This window comes from Brevundimonas sp. A19_0 (assembly GCF_017744255.1).
Classification (GTDB): domain Bacteria; phylum Pseudomonadota; class Alphaproteobacteria; order Caulobacterales; family Caulobacteraceae; genus Brevundimonas.
In genome coordinates, this window is record NZ_JAGHQP010000002.1 from 69,235 (window position 1) to 88,279 (window position 19,045).

Sequence of the window (19,045 nt, forward strand, 5' to 3'; positions counted from 1 at the left end):
GATGAGCCTGGCTCGCGGTTATGCCGTCGTCGCGCTGGTGGCGACGCTGCTGGTCACGGGGGCCTGTGGCGCACAGGACGCCCGCACCCCCGGTGGACAGTCCCTGCCGATCGAGCCCCTGACGGTCGTGACGGCCCAGGGCAGTTTCGACTTCGATGTCGAGATCGCCGACGAGGAACCCGAGCGCCAGCGGGGCATGATGTACCGGCCCCCGCTGGCCGACGACCGGGGCATGCTGTTCCAGTACCCGGAGGCGGCCGAGCGCGGCTTCTGGATGCTGAACACGCCCAGCTCGCTCGACATCGTCTATCTGGACCCGCAGGGCTGCATCATCTCGATTGCCGCCCACACGACTCCCTACACCGAGTCCACCTATCCCTCGCGCGGGGCTGCCAACGGCGTGCTCGAGGTTCGCGCCGGCCGTATGGGCGAGATCGGCGCGCAGCCCGGCGACCGGGTCCGCCATCCCTTCTTCGATACCGACGCGCCCTGCGATCACTGATCCGCGTTGCGGGCGGGGCAGGGGCGTGGCATGAGGGCCGTCCCTTGATGTCGGGGTGTAGCGCAGCCTGGTAGCGCATCTGCTTTGGGAGCAGAGGGTCGGAGGTTCGAATCCTCTCGCCCCGACCATCACGCGGCCGTGGCCGTCCCTCTCTGCGGTCAGGCCTTTTCGACGAAGCTGTCGATCACCTTCTTCTCGCCGGCCTTGTCGAAGGCGACGCGCAGCTTGTTGCCCTCGACGCCCTGGATACGGCCATAGCCGAACTTCTGGTGAAACACGCGTTCGCCCCGGCTCCACTGGCCCGTGGGGGCCGCGGTGGTGGGGTGCTCGACGCGGCGGCTGACGCCTTCGATGGGCGGGCTGCGGTGGGCCGAGCCGGTGGTGCTGCGCTGCTGGGCGCGTTTCCAGCCGGGACTGTCATAGCCGCCGCCAAAGGTCTTGCCTTCTGACCAGCGATCCTGGACCTGCCGGGCGCTGGGGGCGGCCCCGTAATAGCCGGTCTCGCTTTCCGGCTGGACGTTGTCGATCGGCAGTTCGTCGACGAAGCGGCTGGGCATCTGGGCGGTCCAGCGGCCGTAGACCTGCCGGTTGGCGGCAAAGCTGATCCGGGCGTCGCGGCGCGCGCGGGTCAGGCCGACATAGGCCAGCCGGCGTTCCTCCTCGAGGCCCTTTTCGCCCTTCTCGTCGATGCTGCGCTGGCTGGGAAAGACCCCTTCTTCCCAGCCGGGCAGGAACACCAGCGGGAACTCCAGCCCCTTGGCGCCGTGCAGGGTCATGATCTGGACGGAGTCGTCGCCCGAGGCCCGCTCCATGTCCATGACCAGTGACACATGCTCCAGATAGGCCTGCAGGGTATCGAAGGCCTGCATGGCCTGGACCAGCTCCTTGAGGTTATCCAGCCGCGTCTGGCCGGTCAGGCGGTCGGCCTTCTGCATATCGGTATAACCGCTCTCCTCCAGCACGATTTCGGCCAGCTGGGGGTGGGGCGTGTCGGCGGCCAGGGTGCGCCAGCGGTGCAGGTCGCGGGCGAACCCGGCCAGCGCGGTCCGGGTGCGGGCCTGAAGTTCGTCCGATTCGATCAGCCGGTGGACGGCCGCCATGGCCGAGATGCCGGCGGTACGCGCCAGATGCAGGATCTTCTGGACCGAAGTGTCACCGATGCCGCGCTTGGGCACATTGACGATCCGCTCGAAGGCCAGGTCGTCATCCTCGGACTGGATCAGCCGCAGATAGGCGTGGGCATCGCGGATTTCGGCGCGCTCGAAAAAGCGGGGTCCGCCGATGACGGTGTAGGGGATCGCCAGCATGACGAAGCGTTCCTCGAACGCCCGCATCTGATGCGAAGCACGAACAAGGACAGCCATGTCCTTGTATTTCATGCCGCTGGCTTTGGCCGTCTCGATCTCGTCAGCGATCAGCCGGGCCTCGGCCTCGCCGTCCCAGACGCCGCGCACCCGGACCTTTTCGCCGCCGTCGTCCTCGGTCCAGAGGGTCTTGCCCAGTCGCCCCCGGTTGCCGGCGATCAGGCCCGAGGCCGCGCCCAGGATATTGCCGGTCGACCGGTAGTTGCGCTCCAGCCGGACCAGTTTTGCGCCGGGAAAATCGCGCTCGAAGCGCAGGATGTTGTCCACCTCGGCGCCGCGCCAGCCATAGATCGATTGGTCGTCGTCGCCCACGCAACAGACATTGCCGGTCGAGGACGTCAGCAGCCTCAGCCACAGGTACTGGGCGACATTGGTGTCCTGATACTCGTCGACCAGGATGTAGCGGAATCGGCGTTGGTATTCCTCTGCGATATCCGCATGTTCTGACAGGATCGTCAGGTTGTGCAGCAGCAGGTCGCCAAAGTCGCAGGCGTTCAGCGTCTGCAGGCGGTTCTGATAGGCGGCATAGAGGGCCTTGGCCTTGCCGTCGGCGAAGTCCTCGGTCGCGGGCAGTTTGGCCGGCGTCCAGCCCCGGTTCTTCCAGTGATCGACCAGGCTGGCGAGCGTACGGGGTGTCCACCGCTTGGTGTCGATGCCCTCGGCCTCCATCAGCTGCTTCAGCAGCCGCTCCTGATCATCGGTGTCGAGGATGGTGAAGCTGGAGCGCAGGCCCACCAGCTCGGCATGGCGCCTCAGGATCTGGGCAGCGATGGAGTGGAAGGTGCCCAGCCAGCGCAAGCCCTCGGCCGACGGCCCGATCAGATGGGTGATCCGCTCGCGCATCTCGCGCGCGGCCTTGTTGGTGAAGGTGACGGCCAGCAGCTCCCACGGGCGCGCCTTGCCGGTCGCCAGAATGTGCGCCAGCCGCGTGGTCAGCACCCGTGTCTTGCCCGTGCCGGCACCCGCCAGCACCAGAACGGGGCCTTCGGTCGTCTCCACCGCCTCGCGCTGTTCCGGGTTCAGGCCCTCAAGATAGTCCGGCACCGGCGCGGGGGCTCGCGCGAGGTCCGAGATGCGGGGCGAGGGCAGGGAGGCGGATTCGGTCATGGGCGAAACATAATAGGAACTGCCCGACGCCAAAGCCACCCGGGGATCGGAGGCGGTTTTGACAGAACCTGAGTCGGTGACCCAAGGTTGCGCCTTCAACCAAAGCAGAGGGGGCTCGCCATGAGCACAGTGGGGACACCGGTACCGCCGCAGCAAGAGGGCGGATTTCAGGAACTGATCAAGAGGTTCTGGGGATTCGACCACCTGATCGGCAGCGCGTTGATCAAGATCATCTACTACGTGGGGCTGGCCGTGATCCTGATCACGACGGTACTGGCCATGTTCGGTGGCGGCATCATGGGCGCCATGATGGGCGGCCAGGGGGGCGGGGGCGGCTTCGCCATGTTCATCCTCGCCCCGATCGGCGGGATCATCTACCTCGTCTTCTGGCGTTTCATTTGCGAGATGTGGCTGCTCATGTTCCTCATGTACAACCGCATGGGGGAAATCCGGGATCGCCTGCCGCCGCGCTGACAGCCCCCCGGGAACCTGTGCCGTTTGGTCTCGTTTGGCTGGACAGATCAAAACAGGAGGACGCGTATGTCGGATCAATCGAACAACACGGGTGGCAACGGCGGCGGCGGCGGAAACGCCGGGCTGGCCTTCATCGTCGGCGGCATCGTCGTGGTGCTGGCCATCGTGGCCTATTTCGTCTTCTCGGGTGGCATCGGCACCCAGGAGAAGGATGTGGACGTCGACGTGAACCTGCCCGAGGTCTCGGCGCCCGACGTACCCACCCCTTCCGCCGAGTGATTCAAGGCACGGTGTGGATCAGGGCAGGTCGCCTCGGGCGGCCTGCCCTTCTTCATGCGCGGTTTCGGCTACCCACTGAAGGGCCGCCAGCCGACAGGCCGAGGCCAGGGGCCGCCGACCGCGGCCGGCGTCGATCTGCTTGAGCAGGGCGGCAAGGCTTAGCCCGTCGCGCGTGGCGCGCCCCTCCAGCACGGCCCAGAATTCAGGCTCGAGCGCGATGGAGGTGGCGTGGCCGGCCAGCAGCACGGACTTCTTTTTCAGCATACACCCAGCCTAGCGCATCCGGCTCAAACAGGCATGTCCGGGACGTCTAATCTTCGGCGGCCCGGGCCTCGGCACGGATGTCCACGCGGCGATCCTGCATCGGAGTGCCGGAGCGGTCCTCACCGGGCTCGGGCGCCCCCGCGGCCACGATCGCGATACGGTCCGCCGGAATACCCTTTTCGACCAGATAGTCGCGGACCGACTCGGCCCGCTCCTGTGCCAGCCGCTGGTTGACCTGCGGGTCGCCGCTGGCGTCCGTGCGGCCGGTCAGGGTCAGGCGCCACATCGGCTCCGTCAGGTCCTTGCCCTCGACCAGGGCGTCCAGCATGGCACGCGCCTCGTCGCTCAGGCCGGTCTCGCCCAGACCGAACAGAACCTGCCCCTCGACGGGCGGCGGCAGGGGAGCGGCCGGCGGATCGGCCTCGGCCAGCACGTCGGGCCGCATGATCGACCCGCGGGGCTCGACCGTCGCGGGCTCTGTGGCCGGCGGGGTCTCGGGGGCCGTGTCGGCGGGGCGCTCGGCCGGCTCCTGGCAGGCGACCGTCACCAGTCCCAGGCCGATGAGCAGGGGTACGGTCCGGTTCATGCGCCTGACGGCGAAGGGATCGGGATCATGCCTTCGTCTCCTTTCGGGGGCGGGGTTTTCTTCGCCCGGGCCTTGGCGGTTTCACGCGGCGGCGCATAGGACACCACCGTATCGCCGGGCTGCGGCTTGGGCCGCGATGCATGACTGAAGAAGTGCAGCTTACCGCCGTCCCGCACGAGCACCAAAATTTCGGCCTCGTCCGGCAGCTCCTTGCGGGCGTCCTCCAGACCGTATTTCTCGCTCAGCCGCGTCTTGCGGAAGTCCCAGCCGGACCGCTCGCGCCGCTCGATCTCCTCGACGCCGAGGCCGGAGGCGAACAGGGTGCGGCCGCGCAGGGCAGGGGGCAGGGCGCGCGGATTGTCCTCGGAGGTGTCGCCCAGCTGGAAGACGGCGTGGCGGCCCACCTCGGGCGCCAGTTCGTTGCAGACCAGGGCGTTGTAGGCCTCGTTGTCCGTGGTCGCGACCAGGGCCTGGAACTGGCTCATGTCGACGTGGTCCTCGGTCACCTCCGACAGGATCTCCCCGTGGAAGACCGGCATGCCCATCTGACGCGCGGCGGCCAGGCGCTGCCAGCTGGTGTCGGCGATCAGCACCGGGATTTTCAGCGATTGCAGCAGCTGCGCCAGCGACAGGCTCCAGGGCGTCGTGCCGACGATCAGCACGCCCTTGTCGCCCTTGCCGGTCACGCCCAGCCAGCGCGCGGCCAGTTTGGCGGTAAAGCTGTGGGCCAGAATGGTGACGATCACCACGGCGAAAGACAGGGTCACCAGCGTGCTGCCGTCAGCATAGCCCAGCTCGCCCAGCTTCAGGGCGAACAGGCCGCTGATGGCGACGGCCACGATCCCGCGCGGCGCGATCCAGCCGATGAACAGCTGCTCGCGGAAGGGCACCCGGCTGAAGGCCAGGCTGAGCAGCACCGTCGCCGGCCGGACCACGAACAGCAGCACGATCAGGAAGGCGAGGAAGCGCCATTCGAACTGGCGCAGCACCTCAAGGTTCAGCGAGGCCGACAGCATCACGAACACGCCCGAGACCAGGAGGACGGTGATGTTCTCCTTGAAGTGCATGAAGTCGCGGAAGCTGGCCAGTTTCATATTGGCGAGCGCCACGCCCATCACCGTCACGGTCAGCAGGCCCGACTCTTCCTGGATCATATTGGCGCCCACGAACACGCCGATCACGGCGATCAACAGGATCGGTGACTTCAGGAACTCGGGCACATAGCCGCGCGGGAAGGCCCAGGCGATGATCCGGGCCGCGCCCCAGCCGATCAGGCAGGCGACCACCGACGCCAGCAGCAGGGAGATGACGACTCCCGCAATCGTGTCACCCTCTCCGGCCCGGTGCAGAACCTCATAGGTCAGCACGGCGCAAAGGGCGCCCAGCGGGTCATTGACGATGGCCTCCCACTTCAGGATCGCCCGGGGCCTCTGCGCCAGATTGGTCTGTCGCAGCAGGGGCAGGATAACGGTCGGGCCCGTCACCACCAGAATGCCGGCGAACAGGATGGCGACCGGCCAGATCAGTCCGGCGACGTAGTAGCAGGCCAGGGTACCCAGCACCCAGGCGATGGGCACGCCCAGGAACACCAGCCGCGGCACCGCGCCCTCTGAGTGGCGCAGTTCGCGGAAGTTCAGGTTCAGCCCGCCCTCGAACAGGATGATGGCGACCGCCAGCGAGATGATCGGCTCCAGCAGGTGGCCGAAATCCCGCTCGGGCTGAATAAAGCCGGTCAGCGGTCCGCCGATGATCCCGGCCAGCAGCATCAGGGCGATGGCCGGCCAGCCGGTGCGCCACGCGACCCACTGCGCGCCAATGCCCAGCACGCCGATGGCCGCCAGTACCACTCCCTGATGTTCCATTCCGCCCCGGATGTCTGCAATCGTTCAGGAGCACAATGAACGAGCGCCCCAAGCGTTGCCGCAAAACAGCGCCGTCACGGCGCCGTGTCACGCACTGGAACGCGATTTGACCGCCGCGAAGGCGCGCGGGCCTCGCCATGGCGGGGAAATCGGCGCATGGCTCCGCCTCCATTTGCCGCAGGGAAAATGCCGTGTCGTCTCCTTCATCTCCGATGCTCGGGGGTCGCTGGCTGGTCGCCGGGATCGCCGTCTGCGCGCTGATCTGGGGCACGACCTGGTACGCCATCACCCTGCAACTGGGACCGGTTGCGCCGACCGTCTCGGTGGTCTGGCGGTTCGGACTGGCGGCGCTGGTCCTGTTCGCCTTCTGCCTCGCGACCCGCCGCCGGGTCCGGTTGAACCGGGTCCAGCATCTGGCGGCGCTGGGGCAGGGGGCCTTCGTCTTCGCCCTGTCCTATGGCTTCGTCTATGCCTCGGAGGAACGCGTGCCTTCGGCCGTCGTGGCGGTCATCTTCGCGGGACTTGCGTTCGTCAATCTGGTGCTGTTCCGGCTGGTGGCGGGTCAAAAGGCGTCGCGCCTGGCCTGGGCCGGGTCGGCGCTCGGACTTCTGGGCGTGGCCGTCCTGTCCGGCAGCGAAATCCTCGGCAGCCCCATGACCAGTGCCGCCGGACTGGGCGTGGGCATGGCCTGCATCGCCGTGCTCAGCTCGGCGGTCGGCAACTACTTCGCCTGGCGGGGACAGGTGGCGGGGGCCGCTGTCATGCCCGCCACCGCCTGGGCGATGGCCTATGGCACCGCCATGCTGGCCCTGTTCGGCCTGACGCAGGGGGTCGAGTGGCGGATCGAGCCGTCCTTCGCCTACATCGGGTCCTTGCTCCATCTGTCGCTGATGGGGTCGGTGGTGGCCTTCGTCCTCTATTTCACCATCGCGCGCAGCCGCGGCTATGGCCTCGCCAGCTACATCTCGGCCCTGACGCCGCCCACCGCCATGCTGGTGTCGGTGATGTTCGAGGGGGCCCGGTTCGGCCTGCCGGCCTTCGCCGGTCTGGCGCTGGTGCTGGCCGGACAGGTGCTGCTCATTCGCGCGCCCAAGGTCAGCTAGAGCGACAAAGCCTCAGCGCTGATCGTCGTCGGGCTCGTCGTCCGGCGGCGACTTGCCCTCCTTCTGCGCGCGTCGTTTCGCCTCCAGTCGCAGGGCGACCAGCAGGGGGACCAGACCGTGGCGGACCCGCTTGTCCTTGCGCGGATCAGTCATCGTCCAGCTCGCGTCTATGGCCATCCAGATGGCGGGCCGCCGTATCGCGGGCCTTCCCGGCCGCCTCGCGCTCCGCCCGGGTGCGACCATGGCGGGCGCGGTTCGCCTCGGCGTCGGCGCGGGCCTCGTCCCTCGCACGTGCCTTGCGCACCCGGTTCAGATTGATGATCTCGGCCATGCCGCAAAGCCTACATCAGGATGTCAGGAAATTCACTCGGTGGGCGCCCGGTCGTCTTCTATGGTTACCGCATGGACCTCATTCGACTTGTTCTCAACGTTCTCTGGCTGATCTTCGGCGGACTGATCTCGGCGATCGGCTGGTTCATCGGGGGCGCCATCCTGGCCGTCACCATCGTCGGCCTGCCGTGGACCTTCGCGGCCTGGCGGATTGGCGCCTACACCCTCTGGCCGTTCGGTCGCGAGGTCGTGTGGCGCGAGCCGGACGCAGCCGACATCGGCGCGGGGCCGGTGGGTGTGGTGCTGAACGTCGTGTGGTTCATCTTTGCCGGCTGGTACATCGCGCTCAGCCACCTGATCGCGGCCTTCGCCGAGGCGATCACCATCATCGGTATCCCCTTCGCGCTCAAGGATCTCGAGCTGGCCAAGCTGGCCCTGGCCCCCGTCGGACGGACCATCCGCGACAAGCCCTGAGGCGCCCTCAGCGCTGCCGTATGCAACGGCCCCCGGCGCCTCCCCGTTTATGGATCACATCCAACAGACAGGGAGAAACACCATGCTGGAAGCCATCAAGGAACATATGGACGTCATCGCCTCGGACGGCGGTCGCATCGGCCGCGTCGACCATGTGAAGGGCGATCAGATCGAACTGGCCAAGCTGGATTTCGATACCGGGTTCAAGCACCGGATGATCCCCACCGAGTGGGTCTCGCGCGTCGATGAGCATGTCCACCTGAACCTCACCGAGGACCAGGCCAAGGACCGCTGGACCGACAAGCAATAGGTCGCGGCCTCCCATCTGAAATACGGAAGGCCCCGCTTTCACAGGCGGGGCCTTCTGCCTATCTCAAGTCAAATCAACCCGGGAACACCCCATGACCGAAGTCATCTACAAGATCGTCCAGCACGATGGCGGCTGGGCCTATCAGGTCGGCGAGACATATTCCGAGACCTTCCCTGACCATGACGCGGCGCTGAAGGCGGCCCGCACCGCCGCCGCCGAACAGCAGGTCGGCGGCCAGACCCGCACCATCAGCTGGGAGGACTCCTCCGGCCAGTGGCACCGCGAAGTTTCGGACGGCGGCGACCGCCCCGAAACGACGGTGGTCGACTAACCGTCGTCGTCTCCGTTCTGGTCCCGGCGTTCCAGCAGGATGTCGAGCATCATTTCGCGCCGGTTCAGGAAGTTGTGCGTGACCTGAAAATGCTCGGTGTCTTCGTAGGCGATCCGGTTCAGCCCGTGCGACGAGGTCTCGTAGATCCAGGCGTCTGGATAGGCGAGCAGGATGGGCGAATGGGTCGCGATGATGAATTGCGACCGGGTGTTCACCAGCTCGTGGAGACGCGTCAGGAACGACAGTTGCCGTGACGGGGAGAGGGCCGCCTCGGGCTCATCGAGAATGTACAGTCCGTGGCCCTGCAGGCGGTTCTCGAACAGGTCGAAAAAGGCCTCGCCGTGGGACTGTTCGTGCAGGCCGGCCTGACCCGGACGTCCGCTGCCCGTGCTCTCGATGTAGGTGGCGAGGGTGAACAGGCTCTCGGCCCTCAGGAAGTAGCCGTCCCGTGCCCGTTGCGGCGCCCGCACAGGGCGAATGTAGGCGTGGAGCTCGGAATGCGAGGCCCGTGTGCTGTGGACGTGGTCCCGTGATCCACCCTCGGGATTGAAACCCCACGCCGTGGCCAGCGCCTCGATCAAAGTCGACTTGCCGGACCCGTTCTCGCCAACGAGGAACGTCACAGCGGGATGGAAGGCCAGGGTGTCAAGGGTGCGAACGACCGGGATGTCGAAAGGGTATCGCGACTCGTCCCAGCCCTCCCGCCGTTCAAGTCGGGCCTCGATCCAGTAGGGGCGATCCAGCCGCGCCATGCCTGTTACCCCGGGGCGATCATCGTCTCGGGCCGCACGATGGCGTCGAAGTCCTCGCCGGGGATGCCAAGCGCAATGGCTTCCTCGCGCAGCGTCGTGCCGTTCTTGTGCGCGGTCTTGGCCACCTTGGCGGCCAGGTCGTAGCCGTACTTTTCCTTGAGCGGCGTCACCAGCATCAGCGAGTTCTTCAGCCCGCGCTCGATGTTGTCGAGGCGGGGCTCAATGCCGACCACGCAGTTATCGGTGAAGCTGACCGCCGCATCCGCCAGCAGCCGCACCGACTGCAGGAAGTTGTAGGCCATCATCGGGTTGTAGACGTTCAGCTCGAAATGCCCCTGCGACCCGGCAAAGCCGATGGCGGCATTGTTGCCGTGGATGTGGGCGCACACCTGGGTCAGGGCCTCGCACTGGGTCGGATTGACCTTGCCCGGCATGATCGACGAGCCTGGCTCGTTCTCCGGCAGGGCCAGCTCGCCCAGGCCCGAGCGCGGGCCCGAGCCGAGGAAGCGGATGTCGTTGGCGATCTTGAAGCACGACATGGCGACCGTGTTGATCGCGCCGTGGGTCATGACCATGGCGTCGTGCGCGGCCAATGCCTCGAACTTGTTCGGCGCCGAGGTGAAGGGCAGGCCGGTGATCTGGGCGATCTTGTCGGCCACGCCCTCGGCGAATCCGACCGGCGCCGACAAGCCGGTGCCGACGGCCGTGCCGCCCTGCGCCAGCTGCATCAGGTCAGGCAGGGTGCCCTTGATCCGCTCGATGCCCTTGGCGATCTGCTGGGTATAGCCGCTGAACTCCTGACCCAGGGTGATGGGGGTGGCGTCCTGGGTATGGGTGCGGCCGATCTTGATGATGTCCTTCCACGCCTGGGCCTTGTCGTTCAGGGCATTGTGAAGGGTCTGCAGGGCCGGCAGCAGGCGGTGCACCACCTCCTCGGCACAGGCGATGTGCATGGCCGTCGGATAGGTGTCGTTCGACGACTGGCTCATGTTCACATGGTCGTTCGGGTGAACGGGGGCCTTGGAGCCCATCTCGCCGCCCAGCATTTCGATGGCGCGGTTACTGATCACCTCATTGGCGTTCATGTTCGACTGGGTGCCCGAGCCGGTCTGCCAGACGACCAGCGGGAAATGGTCGTTCAGCTTGCCCTCGATCACCTCATCGGCAGCCTTGATGATGGCCTGGCCCAGTTTCGGGTCCAGCTTGCCCAGCGCCATATTGGTCTCGGCGGCGGCCTTCTTGACGATGCCCAGCGCGCGCACGACCGGCAGGGGCTGCGTCTCCCAGCCGATCTTGAAATTGCCGAGGCTGCGCTGCGCCTGCGCGCCCCAGTAACGGCTGGCGGGCACATCGATCGGGCCAAAGGTATCGGTTTCGACGCGGGGCTTCTGGGTATCGGACATGGACAGCTTTCCGGCAGCGGAGAGGGATCGGGCTTGGCGCCTGGATGGGCGCGGGTGTAGCACGAAGCGTCAGGGGGGCAAGCGGCCCTCACATGCGGAGGACCTGATGCGAATTCTGTCCCTGATTCCGGTCGCCGCCATGGCCCTCGCGGCCTGTGCGACCGAACCCCGGCCGGTCGGTGAGCCGGTGCGCGTCGATCTGGTCACCGAGCGCGGCGTCATCTCGCTTGAGCTGGCGACGGACAAGGCCCCGCTGACGGTCTGCAACTTCCTGTCCTATGTCACCGACGGGCACTACGAGGGGGGCAGCTTTTTCCGCACCGTCGTCGCCGAGACCAACGCCAACCCCAATCCGATCAGCGTCATCCAGGCGGCCACCCCGCGCGGGTCGGACGACGACCTCAACCCGCCGATCAGCCTTGAGCGCACCCGCGACACGGGCCTCAGCCATCTGGCAGGGACCATCTCCATGGCGCGCGACGGGCCCGACACGGCGACCTCCAGCTTCTTCATCGTGGTCGAGGACGCGCCCAGCCTCGACTATGGCGGCGCGCGCAATCCGGACGGCCAGGGCTTTGCCGCCTTCGGCCATGTGACCGCCGGCATGGATCTGGTTCACGCGATCCACCGCAGCCCTGCAAATGCCGAGGAACAGCTGACGCCGCCGGTGCGCATCCTGTCCGCCAGTCTGGTCGGCGACCTGCCGGCGCCCTGCTTCCCGTGAGTCCGGACTGGATCGGCACGGGAAAGGTCCGGGCGCGCGAGGCCGGGCAGGGGGTCGAGATCACCATCGACGGCCTGACCACCCAGGCCAAATACTACAAGCCGCTCGTCTATGAGTTCATGCGCAAGGAATGGCGTGGCGCCCGGCCCTCATGGGGTGACCACGTCGTCGAGATCGACATGGAGCATGTCGGCGAGCCCCCGCACATGGACCTCGACAATCTGGCCAAGGCCCTGCTGGACGCCATCAAGGGCTATCTGTTCCACGACGACGCCCAGGTCGCGCGCCTGCTGGTCCAGCGCCACGAGGGCGAGCGCGAACGCATTGTGATCCGGGTCTTTCCCAGGCCCGATCAGGCGTCCGGCCCGATCGGCGGATAGCGCTCGAACGCCGGAATCTGGTCCAGGGTCGCCATCCAGCCGATGCGCTCGGCCGTCTGGATCTGGGCCTGGATCGGCAGGGCGTCGGGGTCATCCAGCGTGGCCCCCTGGATATCGGTCATCCCGGGGAAGATGACTTCATTCGTATAGAACAGGCCTGTTCCACAGGTGACGCAGAAGGACCGTCGTCCATGCTCCGACGAGGCGTAGGTCCGGGTCTCGCCCGTGATGGTCAGGCTGTCGGTCGGCACCAGGCACCAACTGACCGCCGGCGCGCCTGATGACTTCCTGCAGTCCATGCAATGGCAAAGCGCGTGGTGCTCGACCTTGCCGTCTGTCTTGTACCGCACTGCGCCACAGTGGCATCCGCCCTCGAGCATTTCGTCCCTCCCTGCCTCGATGTTCTTCATATGTTCCATGGCCGGCCGGTCATGGCAAGCGGGAAGATGCGGTCAGCGGCGAAAGGCGTAGGTGGTGCGCAGCAGGGGGGCCAGCTCGACCCCGACGACGGTCTGCGGCCCGGACGCGGGGCTGAGGCCTTCCTCCTGCTCGTGCCGTTCGACGCACAGGGCAGCCTGATCGGCCAGGGCGAGGAAGTCCGGCGCGGTCGGCAGGCTCTCCAGCACACAGCCGTCGAAATAGGGATAGGTCGCGTCCTCGGAACAGCCGAACGAGGAGCGATCCCGCCGCGCCGCCGTCATGATCATGCGGTTCGGGGCCGCCAGCTGATCGGCGAACACGCCGGAGAAACAGGCCGAGACCACCACCACCGTGGGCCGCTCGCCGCACCAGCCATCGACCAGCCGGTCCATCAGCATGGGGCTGATCATCCGGTCCGGGCCGAACACGATTCCGCGCGGCGAGCCGTGCGAGGTGAAATAGAGGAAGCACCCCCGGGTCGCGCGGTCCGTGACCTCGGTGATCGCTGCCAGTGCCTGGTCGCCGCCAACCGGATCCGCCACGTCGGGGCGCAGGCTGAAGTCGACCATGTCCGCCCGGTCAAAGCCGACCCCGGTGAAGCCGGCCACCAGATCGCGCCGGGCATTGTCAAAGGCCTGGATCGGCGTCCCGCGGCTGGTGCGCCAGTCGGCGGCGACGATGGCCGAGGCCCAGCCCTCGAACCCGACGCCGGGCATGGCCGCGGCCGGCGAAGCGACTGTGCCCAACAGCACCAGGGCGCCGAACAGGGCGGGGATGATGCGACGGATCATGGCAGGCCTCCTCCTGACGCGATTGGAGCCGCCAATTCGTCAGGGGGTCAAGCCTGCTGAACCTGATGGAGGTCAGGGCGCCTCGCTACAGACCGCCGCGCCCGGCATATCCGCGCTCCGAAACACGGCCCGCACCGGCTGGTGGTCGGAATGGCGAAAGCCCATGGGTGTCCCGGCCACCGACACCACCTCGACGCCTGGCGACACGAGGAAGCCGTCGATCACCGTCGTATAGTTCTGGCCCGCCTCGAAGGGGCGCTCATTGGTCCTCACGCTGGGCACCGAGGAGTCGGCGGCGATCCGCCAGCCCTCGGGCAGGATCTCGTCCGGAAAGTCGTGGATCCAGTCCAGATACTGCTCTTCGGTCGTGTGCGGGAAGGCGGTCTCCACCAGGCGCAGGTTGAAGTCGCCCCCGATCACGACGCGCCAGCCCTGGCCGTGCGCCTCGTTTGCGCGCTCCAGCACGGCGGCCACCTGACGCTTGCGCAGGGCACCGCCCTCGTCGAAGGCCGAGGTGTGCAGATTGACCATCACCCAGCACCCGCCGGGCCCCTCGACATAGGTCGCCAGCGCCCCATAGCGACGCCGGATCAGCCCGTCATAGGGGTCGCCGTCGCTGGGCATGGGCCAGATCTCGGAGCGGACCCGGCCGTGGCGCACATAGGTGGCCATGCCGTTGCTGATCCGGAGCGGCGGCGGCAGATAGCGGGTGCGGAAGTCGTCATGGAACTGGGCCTGATAGTCGGCCAGCGCCCGGTCCGTGCGGCCCTTCAGATCGGTCCAGAAATTGACCACGCTGGCCCGGGCGTTCTCCTGCGTCAGGATCACATCGGCATCGCTGTCGCCCAGCCAGGCGGCGATCGCATCGGCCGACTCGCGCGTCGTGCCCGGCCCCGGCGGCAGCCAGGACCGTCCCCCGTCGGCAAAGAAGTCCGAGCCCCGTCCCAGTCCGCTATAGCCCAGGTTCCAGGTGATGACGCTGATGGTGTCCATGGACTGCGGCCACTCCGGATGGGCAGGGAAGGTGCGCGTAGCCTCTTTCAGCGGCGCCGAACAGGCATGCACCGCGATCAGGCCCGCGCAGAAGACCACGGCGGTGGCGAGGGCGGCCCTAACCCGCATTGGGACGGAACCGGGCGTTCGGCAGGCGGACGGGCACGGCGGCCTCCCGTTTGTCTGAAATCTTTTCGAGCGCGAACTGAAGACCCCAGGCGAGGATGGCAAAGCCGCCGCCTTCCCCCGCGATCATCCGCACAAATCCGAACAGGTTCATCGAGTTGGCAAGCTCGGCCACCATTTCGGAATGGCGCTGGGCGATCTCCCAGTCGCCGAGACCCGGTGGGGGCGTAAACGCCCGCAGGTTGGCCAGCGCGCCCTCCAGCAGGGTCTCGTACGACCCCATGTAAACCGCCAGGGCGAACAGGCCTATGATGGCGAGTGGGCCGTAGGTGAAGATCGCCGTCATCACCACGGCCTCGCCCATGAACATGTGCTTCAGCGGCGTGAAGTTGATCAGCATATTGATCGCGATCAGCAGGCCGGCGAACACGAACAGCGGGTTGAACTGGCTCTGCAGCAGCTTGGCGGCCAGGGCGATCCGGCCGAAACCGGTCTCGGCCAGCGTCATCGCCTCGACGTAGCGGCCCTGCAGCGAGGCTCCCGGCTCCGTGCCCGAAAGGGCGGCCATGCGCGCCAGATCGAACACATCGGAGATCACCCGCGCCTCGGCCCGGAAGGCCGCACCGTCGCTCAGGTACTGGGCCGCCAGCATCAGCAGAACCATGGCGCCGACCCCGAAGAGGCAGACGCTGTAGAAATTATAGGTCGCATAGGCCGCCCGCAGGCGCTTGCAATAGACCGCCTTCCGCCCCTCCAGCACGGCGGCGCGGATGACCGTGGTGGAGTAGACCTGCACCACGGCCACGACGATCAGGGTGGTCAGCAGAGCCTGCCACCACCAGCGGACCAGCAGGCCGACCAGAGAAATATCCGGCGTGAAGTATGCGATCACCAGACTGGCTGCGGCGGCCAGGGTCAGGATGACGGCCTCGCCGATCCAGCCCTCGACCCAGGCCCGTTGGGAAGGGCGGCGCGCGTTCGGGACGACGATGCAGTGGCGCAGCACCCAGACCCGTCCGCTGCGCTGATACGACGCCCGCAGCAGCACAAGCGCGATGGCGTACACGACCCCGATCAGCAGGGCATCGGCGGCGAGTGAAGGCAAGGGCGGGCTCCGTCCGGCTGGCCGGCGGAACCTTAGCTATTTTTTCCGGAACTGGTCCAGCGAGACGACCTTGGGGCCGTCATCGGCCGGGACCTCGGCGACGGGCGCCTCCACGGCCTCTTCCTCGTCCCCATCCTCGTCGGGATCGGGGGCGGCCACGGTCTCGAACTGCAGCAGGAACTGCACGGAGGGATCGAAGAAGCGGTTGATGGCGCGATAGGGCACGGTCATCGCCTTGGGCACGCCGCCGAAGCGCAGCATCACGCTGAACTGGTCGTCCTCGACCACCAGATCCTCGTACTGGTGCTGCAGGACGACGGTCATCTCTTCCGGATATTTGGCGACCACGTCGGGCGGCAGCTGCACGCCCTTCGCCCGGGTCTGGAAGGTGATGTAGAAATGGTGCGCCCCGGGCAGGCCATCGGGCTCGGCGGCGCGCGCCAGCGCCGCCCGGATCACCCCGCGCAGGGCATCCTGCGCCAGGCGCTCATAATGCATCTCGTCGACGGGTGGGGTCGCGCTTGTCATGCCAGCCTCAGTCAGGAACGCACCCTGATAGCCCCGTGCGCCGGGGGACGAAAGGGCGACATGAGCCGGAATGCGGGAAAAGCGCCGGGATTCTGTTGCCAGGCTCCCGACAGGCCCCGCCTGAAGATCTGAACCTCCAGGAGTTTAGATTGGAATTACCGGAACCGCATTACGCGGCGACAGCGTATTCCCCAGCGAAGTTATCGTTCGCAGTTAGAAAATGGCCCGATAACGATGGGCCAGTACGAGCGAAAGCAATCTTCTTTACACGTCCGTCGATGCTAGTCGGCCCCATACCTTCCGCCGATAACGCGGGGGAAAATGGTGGAGCCGCCGGGAATCGCACCCGGGTCCGGTCCGCTTATTACAAGCGCCTTTATCGCCATAGTCCGGGCGAACCCGGACACCCCCAATATAGGGGCCATTGGTCACGAATCCAATAATCGTCGGGATGAAGAAACGCGCTGGCCTGTCGGACCAGCCTCAGGCAATCATTCCTGATTCAAAGGGGGAGGTCCCATGTTTCGTCGTCTCGCACTCTGTCTTGCCCTTCTGGGGCCCCTCGTAGCTGTGGCACTGGTTGCGCCGACATCGGCCGCTGCACAGACCGCCGTACAGCTGACCGCTGACGAGCGCGCCGGCCTTGAGGCCCGCGTCGCCGAAATGACCGGCTATGTCGATGCCGGCCAGTTCGAGGCCATCATGGATTTCCTGCCGCCGCGGCTTCTTCCCACGATCGCCGAGCATTTCGGCGTGGACGAAGCAGAAGCCCGGGCCGCGACCAAGGCATCGGTCCGCGAGGTCATGAGTAGCGTGACGATTGTCCAATATGACATCGACGTCGACGACGCGCAGGCCTTCATCACCCCCGACGGCAGCCGTCGATACGCCATCTTCGACCTGACCATGCTCATGGAGGTCGAGGACATCCAGGTGCGCGCCATCACGCCGAACCTTGCCTTCGTGGTCGACGGGGTCTGGTACATCATGGATCCCTCCAGCCCCGATCAGGCCGCCATGCTCCGCAAGGCCTATCCCGAGTTCGAGGGCGTCCGGTTCGATTCCGGCGTGATGGAGATGGTCGAGCCTTGACGGAAAGCCGTCGTCCGCTGCGCCTCTACGGCCTCTTTGCGGTCGCCAGCCTGATCACGGTGGCCCTCGGCTGCTGGATATGCGCCCTCGCGGACGTGGCGACGGGGTCGTGGGTCCGCAATCTGATCGCCTGGGCCGCCGGAGCCGTGCTGGCCCTGCCGCTGATGATGGCGGCCGGACCGCGCACCGGAATGGTCCTGCTGATGTCCGGCGCGGCGCTGCTGGTCGCCAGCCTGCTCGGCATGCCCCAGCAGGGAGTTCATCGCTGGCTGGATGTCGGGCCCCTTCACATCAATGTCGCCCTCGTCGTCCTGCCCGTGATGGTCGTGGCCCTGGCCGGTTCAAGTCTCAAGGCATGGCAGGGCGTGCTGGCCCTCGGCGTGCTCGCCGTGCTGGTCGGGCAGCCTGACGCCTCGCAGGCCACAGCCTTCGCGCTGGCGTTTGCGGTGATTGTGGCCCGGTCGGATCTGCAGCGACCGGCGAAGATGGTCCTGCTCGGCGCCCTGTTCGTGGCGGCGGCGGTCAGCTGGCTCCGGCCCGATCCGCTCCAGCCGGTCCCCGAGGTTGAGCAGATCGTCCAGCTGGCCTGGTCGCTGTCGCCCGTCCTTGCCGTTGCCGGCGTGCTGATGCTGGCGGCGACGGTGCTTACCCCGGTGCTGGCAAGCCGGTCGACGGCGTCGACGGCCGCGCTGGCACTCTCTACCTGGTTTGTGGCGACCGCCGTCACGCCCCTGTGCGGCGCCTTTCCGGTCCCGTGGCTGGGCATCGGCATGAGCCCCATTGTCGGGGCCTGGCTGGGCGTGGGCCTGCTGGCCGCGCGGCTCAGACCCGCTCCCAGTCCGGCATCTGGTTCCTGAACCAGGTCAGCTGGCGCTTGGCATAGTTGCGGGTGGCCTGACGCATCTGGTCCAGCGCCACCGCGCGCGAGGTCTCGCCCCGCAGGTGCGCTGCCAGTTCACGGACCCCGACCGCCTTCATCACCGGCAGGGCAGGGGACAGGTCCCGGGCCATCAGGGCCCGTACCTCGTCCAGCGCGCCCCGCTCCAGCATGACGGCGCACCGGGCATCGCAGGCGGCGTAGAGGACTTCGCGCTCCGGAACGATCAACTCGCCGGTCCAGCTTCCGGGCGGCAGGATCGGGCGGGTGTCCGCCTGCCAGTCCGACAGCGCGCGTCCGGTGTGCGTGGCCACCGCCATGGCCCGGATCAACCGTTGCCGGTCATGGTCCTCGATCCGCGCGGCGGCCTCGGGATCGACCCCGGCCAGTCGCTGCCGGAAGGCGGCTTCGCCCATCCGGTCATAGTCCGCCTCGATGCTCTGCCGCACCGCGTCAGGCACGGGCGGGATATCGGCCAGCCCCTTCGTCAGGGCGGTAAGGTACAGGCCGGTGCCCCCCACCAGCACGGCGGGTCGCCTGTCCAGTTCCGCCAGCAGGTCCCGCACCGCGCGCACCCAGCGCCCGACCGACCAGGGATCGTCGCCCGCCGCCACGCCGTACAGCCGGTGCTCGGCCCGGGCCTCCTCGTCGGCATCCGGCCGGGCGCTCAGCACGCTGAGCTCGGCATACAGCTGCTGGCTGTCGGCGTTGACGATCACCGCCCCGGTTCGCTCGGCCATCTCAAGCGCCCGCGCCGACTTGCCTGACGCGGTCGGCCCCCCGATCAGGGTCAATCTGGCGGCCTCGCCCTGGGACAAATGGAACCTCGCGCCGATGCGGTCAGGGGGATAGAAGGCCCGGTAAACCC

Annotated in this window: 25 protein-coding genes, 1 tRNA gene and 1 other RNA gene; 12 read left to right on the plus strand and 15 right to left on the minus strand. The window is 67.2% G+C overall.

All coding sequences use genetic code 11. The features are described 5' to 3' along the window. Position 1 precedes the first annotated feature (1 nt). A complete protein-coding gene (locus J7346_RS02560; protein WP_209117473.1) occupies positions 2-502 on the plus strand; it encodes a DUF192 domain-containing protein in 501 nt (166 codons plus the stop codon). Between the two features lie 51 nt (positions 503-553). Continuing rightward, a tRNA-Pro gene (locus J7346_RS02565) sits at positions 554-630 on the plus strand. A gap of 30 nt (positions 631-660) precedes the next feature. On the opposite strand, the gene J7346_RS02570 is transcribed toward J7346_RS02565, so the two are convergent. Then, complete coding sequence (locus tag J7346_RS02570) at positions 661-2,973, minus strand: UvrD-helicase domain-containing protein (RefSeq protein ID WP_209117475.1); 2,313 nt, start codon at positions 2,971-2,973, stop codon at positions 661-663. Positions 2,974-3,093: 120 nt separating this feature from the next. Here J7346_RS02570 and J7346_RS02575 point away from each other — a divergent pair, with 120 nt between their 5' ends. After that, complete coding sequence (locus tag J7346_RS02575; protein WP_209117477.1) at positions 3,094-3,447, plus strand: DUF4282 domain-containing protein; 354 nt, start codon at positions 3,094-3,096, stop codon at positions 3,445-3,447. A gap of 66 nt (positions 3,448-3,513) precedes the next feature. Beyond that, a complete protein-coding gene (locus J7346_RS02580; RefSeq protein WP_209117479.1) occupies positions 3,514-3,726 on the plus strand; it encodes a hypothetical protein in 213 nt (70 codons plus the stop codon). 18 nt (positions 3,727-3,744) lie between these two features. Here J7346_RS02580 and J7346_RS02585 read toward each other — a convergent pair whose 3' ends face one another. From J7346_RS02585 to J7346_RS02595, 3 genes are read right to left on the minus strand one after another with little or no spacing between them, the layout of a single operon-like run. Then, entirely contained in the window at positions 3,745-3,990 is a 246-nt protein-coding gene (locus J7346_RS02585; RefSeq protein ID WP_209117481.1) for a ribbon-helix-helix domain-containing protein, read from the minus strand. A gap of 46 nt (positions 3,991-4,036) precedes the next feature. After that, positions 4,037-4,576: an OmpA family protein gene (locus J7346_RS02590; protein ID WP_209117483.1), complete on the minus strand. Its 540-nt coding sequence runs from the start codon at positions 4,574-4,576 to the stop codon at positions 4,037-4,039. Beyond that, on the minus strand, positions 4,573-6,438 hold the full coding sequence (locus tag J7346_RS02595; RefSeq protein WP_209117485.1) for a sodium:proton antiporter: 1,866 nt from the start codon (positions 6,436-6,438) through the stop codon (positions 4,573-4,575). Before J7346_RS02595 ends, J7346_RS02590 begins: the two co-directional genes overlap by 4 nt. Positions 6,439-6,629: 191 nt before the next feature. On the opposite strand from J7346_RS02595, the gene J7346_RS02600 reads away from it, so the two are divergent. Next, entirely contained in the window at positions 6,630-7,541 is a 912-nt protein-coding gene (locus J7346_RS02600) for an EamA family transporter (protein ID WP_348521439.1), read from the plus strand. Positions 7,542-7,553: 12 nt separating this feature from the next. Here J7346_RS02600 and J7346_RS02605 read toward each other — a convergent pair whose 3' ends face one another. Further along, on the minus strand, positions 7,554-7,694 hold the full coding sequence (locus J7346_RS02605) for a hypothetical protein (protein WP_209117487.1): 141 nt from the start codon (positions 7,692-7,694) through the stop codon (positions 7,554-7,556). Then, a complete protein-coding gene (locus J7346_RS02610; protein WP_209117489.1) occupies positions 7,687-7,872 on the minus strand; it encodes a DUF4169 family protein in 186 nt (61 codons plus the stop codon). Before J7346_RS02610 ends, J7346_RS02605 begins: the two co-directional genes overlap by 8 nt. A 71-nt stretch (positions 7,873-7,943) precedes the next feature. On the opposite strand from J7346_RS02610, the gene J7346_RS02615 reads away from it, so the two are divergent. From J7346_RS02615 to J7346_RS02625, 3 genes are all read left to right on the plus strand, one after another. Then, positions 7,944-8,345, plus strand: coding sequence for a YccF domain-containing protein (locus tag J7346_RS02615; RefSeq protein ID WP_209117491.1), 402 nt, complete (start codon positions 7,944-7,946; stop codon positions 8,343-8,345). Positions 8,346-8,427: 82 nt separating this feature from the next. Next, positions 8,428-8,655, plus strand: a complete 228-nt coding sequence (locus J7346_RS02620; protein ID WP_209117493.1) for a DUF2171 domain-containing protein — start codon at positions 8,428-8,430, stop codon at positions 8,653-8,655. A gap of 91 nt (positions 8,656-8,746) precedes the next feature. After that, positions 8,747-8,986, plus strand: coding sequence for a DUF2188 domain-containing protein (locus J7346_RS02625; protein WP_209117495.1), 240 nt, complete (start codon positions 8,747-8,749; stop codon positions 8,984-8,986). Here J7346_RS02625 and J7346_RS02630 read toward each other — a convergent pair. Further along, the gene (locus J7346_RS02630) at positions 8,983-9,738 is read right to left on the minus strand and encodes an AAA family ATPase (protein ID WP_209117497.1); all 756 of its coding nucleotides are present in this window, start codon (positions 9,736-9,738) and stop codon (positions 8,983-8,985) included. The genes J7346_RS02625 and J7346_RS02630 overlap by 4 nt on opposite strands. A 5-nt stretch (positions 9,739-9,743) precedes the next feature. Continuing rightward, positions 9,744-11,141, minus strand: coding sequence for a class II fumarate hydratase (gene fumC / locus J7346_RS02635; protein ID WP_209117499.1), 1,398 nt, complete (start codon positions 11,139-11,141; stop codon positions 9,744-9,746). A 106-nt stretch (positions 11,142-11,247) separates the two neighbouring features. Here fumC and J7346_RS02640 point away from each other — a divergent pair, with 106 nt between their 5' ends. Next, complete coding sequence (locus J7346_RS02640; RefSeq protein ID WP_209117501.1) at positions 11,248-11,865, plus strand: peptidylprolyl isomerase; 618 nt, start codon at positions 11,248-11,250, stop codon at positions 11,863-11,865. Then, positions 11,853-12,245 carry a RusA family crossover junction endodeoxyribonuclease gene (locus J7346_RS02645; RefSeq protein WP_245157618.1) on the plus strand — a complete coding sequence of 131 codons (393 nt, stop codon included), beginning with the start codon at positions 11,853-11,855 and terminating at the stop codon, positions 12,243-12,245. The genes J7346_RS02640 and J7346_RS02645 overlap by 13 nt, the downstream gene beginning before the upstream one ends. Here J7346_RS02645 and J7346_RS02650 read toward each other — a convergent pair. From J7346_RS02650 to ssrA, 6 genes are all read right to left on the minus strand, one after another. Further along, entirely contained in the window at positions 12,218-12,664 is a 447-nt protein-coding gene (locus J7346_RS02650) for a GFA family protein (protein ID WP_209117505.1), read from the minus strand. The two genes, J7346_RS02645 and J7346_RS02650, sit on opposite strands and share 28 nt — an antisense overlap. 33 nt (positions 12,665-12,697) lie before the next feature. Then, positions 12,698-13,456 (minus strand): C13 family peptidase, encoded by a 759-nt coding sequence (locus tag J7346_RS02655; RefSeq protein ID WP_209117507.1) that lies wholly within the window; start codon positions 13,454-13,456, stop codon positions 12,698-12,700. Positions 13,457-13,528: 72 nt separating this feature from the next. After that, the gene (locus J7346_RS02660; RefSeq protein ID WP_209117509.1) at positions 13,529-14,578 is read right to left on the minus strand and encodes an endonuclease/exonuclease/phosphatase family protein; all 1,050 of its coding nucleotides are present in this window, start codon (positions 14,576-14,578) and stop codon (positions 13,529-13,531) included. Beyond that, positions 14,568-15,680 carry a hypothetical protein gene (locus J7346_RS02665; RefSeq protein WP_209117511.1) on the minus strand — a complete coding sequence of 371 codons (1,113 nt, stop codon included), beginning with the start codon at positions 15,678-15,680 and terminating at the stop codon, positions 14,568-14,570. Before J7346_RS02665 ends, J7346_RS02660 begins: the two co-directional genes overlap by 11 nt. Before the next feature lie 36 nt (positions 15,681-15,716). Then, positions 15,717-16,208, minus strand: a complete 492-nt coding sequence (locus J7346_RS02670; RefSeq protein ID WP_209117513.1) for a ClpXP protease specificity-enhancing factor SspB — start codon at positions 16,206-16,208, stop codon at positions 15,717-15,719. A gap of 80 nt (positions 16,209-16,288) precedes the next feature. After that, positions 16,289-16,652, minus strand: a transfer-messenger RNA (tmRNA) gene (gene ssrA, locus J7346_RS02675). Positions 16,653-16,727: 75 nt separating this feature from the next. Between ssrA and J7346_RS02680 the strand changes: the two genes are divergently transcribed. After that, positions 16,728-17,300: a hypothetical protein gene (locus tag J7346_RS02680; protein ID WP_209117515.1), complete on the plus strand. Its 573-nt coding sequence runs from the start codon at positions 16,728-16,730 to the stop codon at positions 17,298-17,300. Beyond that, positions 17,297-18,157: a hypothetical protein gene (locus J7346_RS02685; protein ID WP_209117517.1), complete on the plus strand. Its 861-nt coding sequence runs from the start codon at positions 17,297-17,299 to the stop codon at positions 18,155-18,157. The genes J7346_RS02680 and J7346_RS02685 overlap by 4 nt, the downstream gene beginning before the upstream one ends. Here the strand turns inward: J7346_RS02685 and miaA are convergent. Then, on the minus strand, positions 18,123-18,995 hold the full coding sequence (miaA, locus tag J7346_RS02690) for a tRNA (adenosine(37)-N6)-dimethylallyltransferase MiaA (protein WP_245157592.1): 873 nt from the start codon (positions 18,993-18,995) through the stop codon (positions 18,123-18,125). The two genes, J7346_RS02685 and miaA, sit on opposite strands and share 35 nt — an antisense overlap. Positions 18,996-19,045: the final 50 nt, after the last annotated feature.

Bases quoted from the DNA above. Each gene is read 5' to 3' on its own strand.
- J7346_RS02620 (WP_209117493.1), top strand. From the start codon at position 8,428: ATGCTGGAAGCCATCAAGGAACATATGGACGTCATCGCCTCGGACGGC.
- J7346_RS02575 (WP_209117477.1), top strand. From the start codon at position 3,094: ATGAGCACAGTGGGGACACCGGTACCGCCGCAGCAAGAGGGCGGATTT.
- J7346_RS02680 (WP_209117515.1), top strand. From the start codon at position 16,728: ATGTTTCGTCGTCTCGCACTCTGTCTTGCCCTTCTGGGGCCCCTCGTA.
- J7346_RS02595 (WP_209117485.1), bottom strand. From the start codon at position 6,438: ATGGAACATCAGGGAGTGGTACTGGCGGCCATCGGCGTGCTGGGCATT.
- fumC (WP_209117499.1), bottom strand. From the start codon at position 11,141: ATGTCCGATACCCAGAAGCCCCGCGTCGAAACCGATACCTTTGGCCCG.
- J7346_RS02590 (WP_209117483.1), bottom strand. From the start codon at position 4,576: ATGAACCGGACCGTACCCCTGCTCATCGGCCTGGGACTGGTGACGGTC.
- J7346_RS02630 (WP_209117497.1), bottom strand. From the start codon at position 9,738: ATGGCGCGGCTGGATCGCCCCTACTGGATCGAGGCCCGACTTGAACGG.
- J7346_RS02605 (WP_209117487.1), bottom strand. From the start codon at position 7,694: ATGACTGATCCGCGCAAGGACAAGCGGGTCCGCCACGGTCTGGTCCCC.
- J7346_RS02615 (WP_209117491.1), top strand. From the start codon at position 7,944: ATGGACCTCATTCGACTTGTTCTCAACGTTCTCTGGCTGATCTTCGGC.
- J7346_RS02585 (WP_209117481.1), bottom strand. From the start codon at position 3,990: ATGCTGAAAAAGAAGTCCGTGCTGCTGGCCGGCCACGCCACCTCCATC.
- J7346_RS02650 (WP_209117505.1), bottom strand. From the start codon at position 12,664: ATGGAACATATGAAGAACATCGAGGCAGGGAGGGACGAAATGCTCGAG.
- J7346_RS02670 (WP_209117513.1), bottom strand. From the start codon at position 16,208: ATGACAAGCGCGACCCCACCCGTCGACGAGATGCATTATGAGCGCCTG.
- J7346_RS02625 (WP_209117495.1), top strand. From the start codon at position 8,747: ATGACCGAAGTCATCTACAAGATCGTCCAGCACGATGGCGGCTGGGCC.
- J7346_RS02660 (WP_209117509.1), bottom strand. From the start codon at position 14,578: ATGCGGGTTAGGGCCGCCCTCGCCACCGCCGTGGTCTTCTGCGCGGGC.
- J7346_RS02570 (WP_209117475.1), bottom strand. From the start codon at position 2,973: ATGACCGAATCCGCCTCCCTGCCCTCGCCCCGCATCTCGGACCTCGCG.
- J7346_RS02610 (WP_209117489.1), bottom strand. From the start codon at position 7,872: ATGGCCGAGATCATCAATCTGAACCGGGTGCGCAAGGCACGTGCGAGG.
- J7346_RS02655 (WP_209117507.1), bottom strand. From the start codon at position 13,456: ATGATCCGTCGCATCATCCCCGCCCTGTTCGGCGCCCTGGTGCTGTTG.
- J7346_RS02560 (WP_209117473.1), top strand. From the start codon at position 2: ATGAGCCTGGCTCGCGGTTATGCCGTCGTCGCGCTGGTGGCGACGCTG.
- J7346_RS02640 (WP_209117501.1), top strand. From the start codon at position 11,248: ATGCGAATTCTGTCCCTGATTCCGGTCGCCGCCATGGCCCTCGCGGCC.
- J7346_RS02580 (WP_209117479.1), top strand. From the start codon at position 3,514: ATGTCGGATCAATCGAACAACACGGGTGGCAACGGCGGCGGCGGCGGA.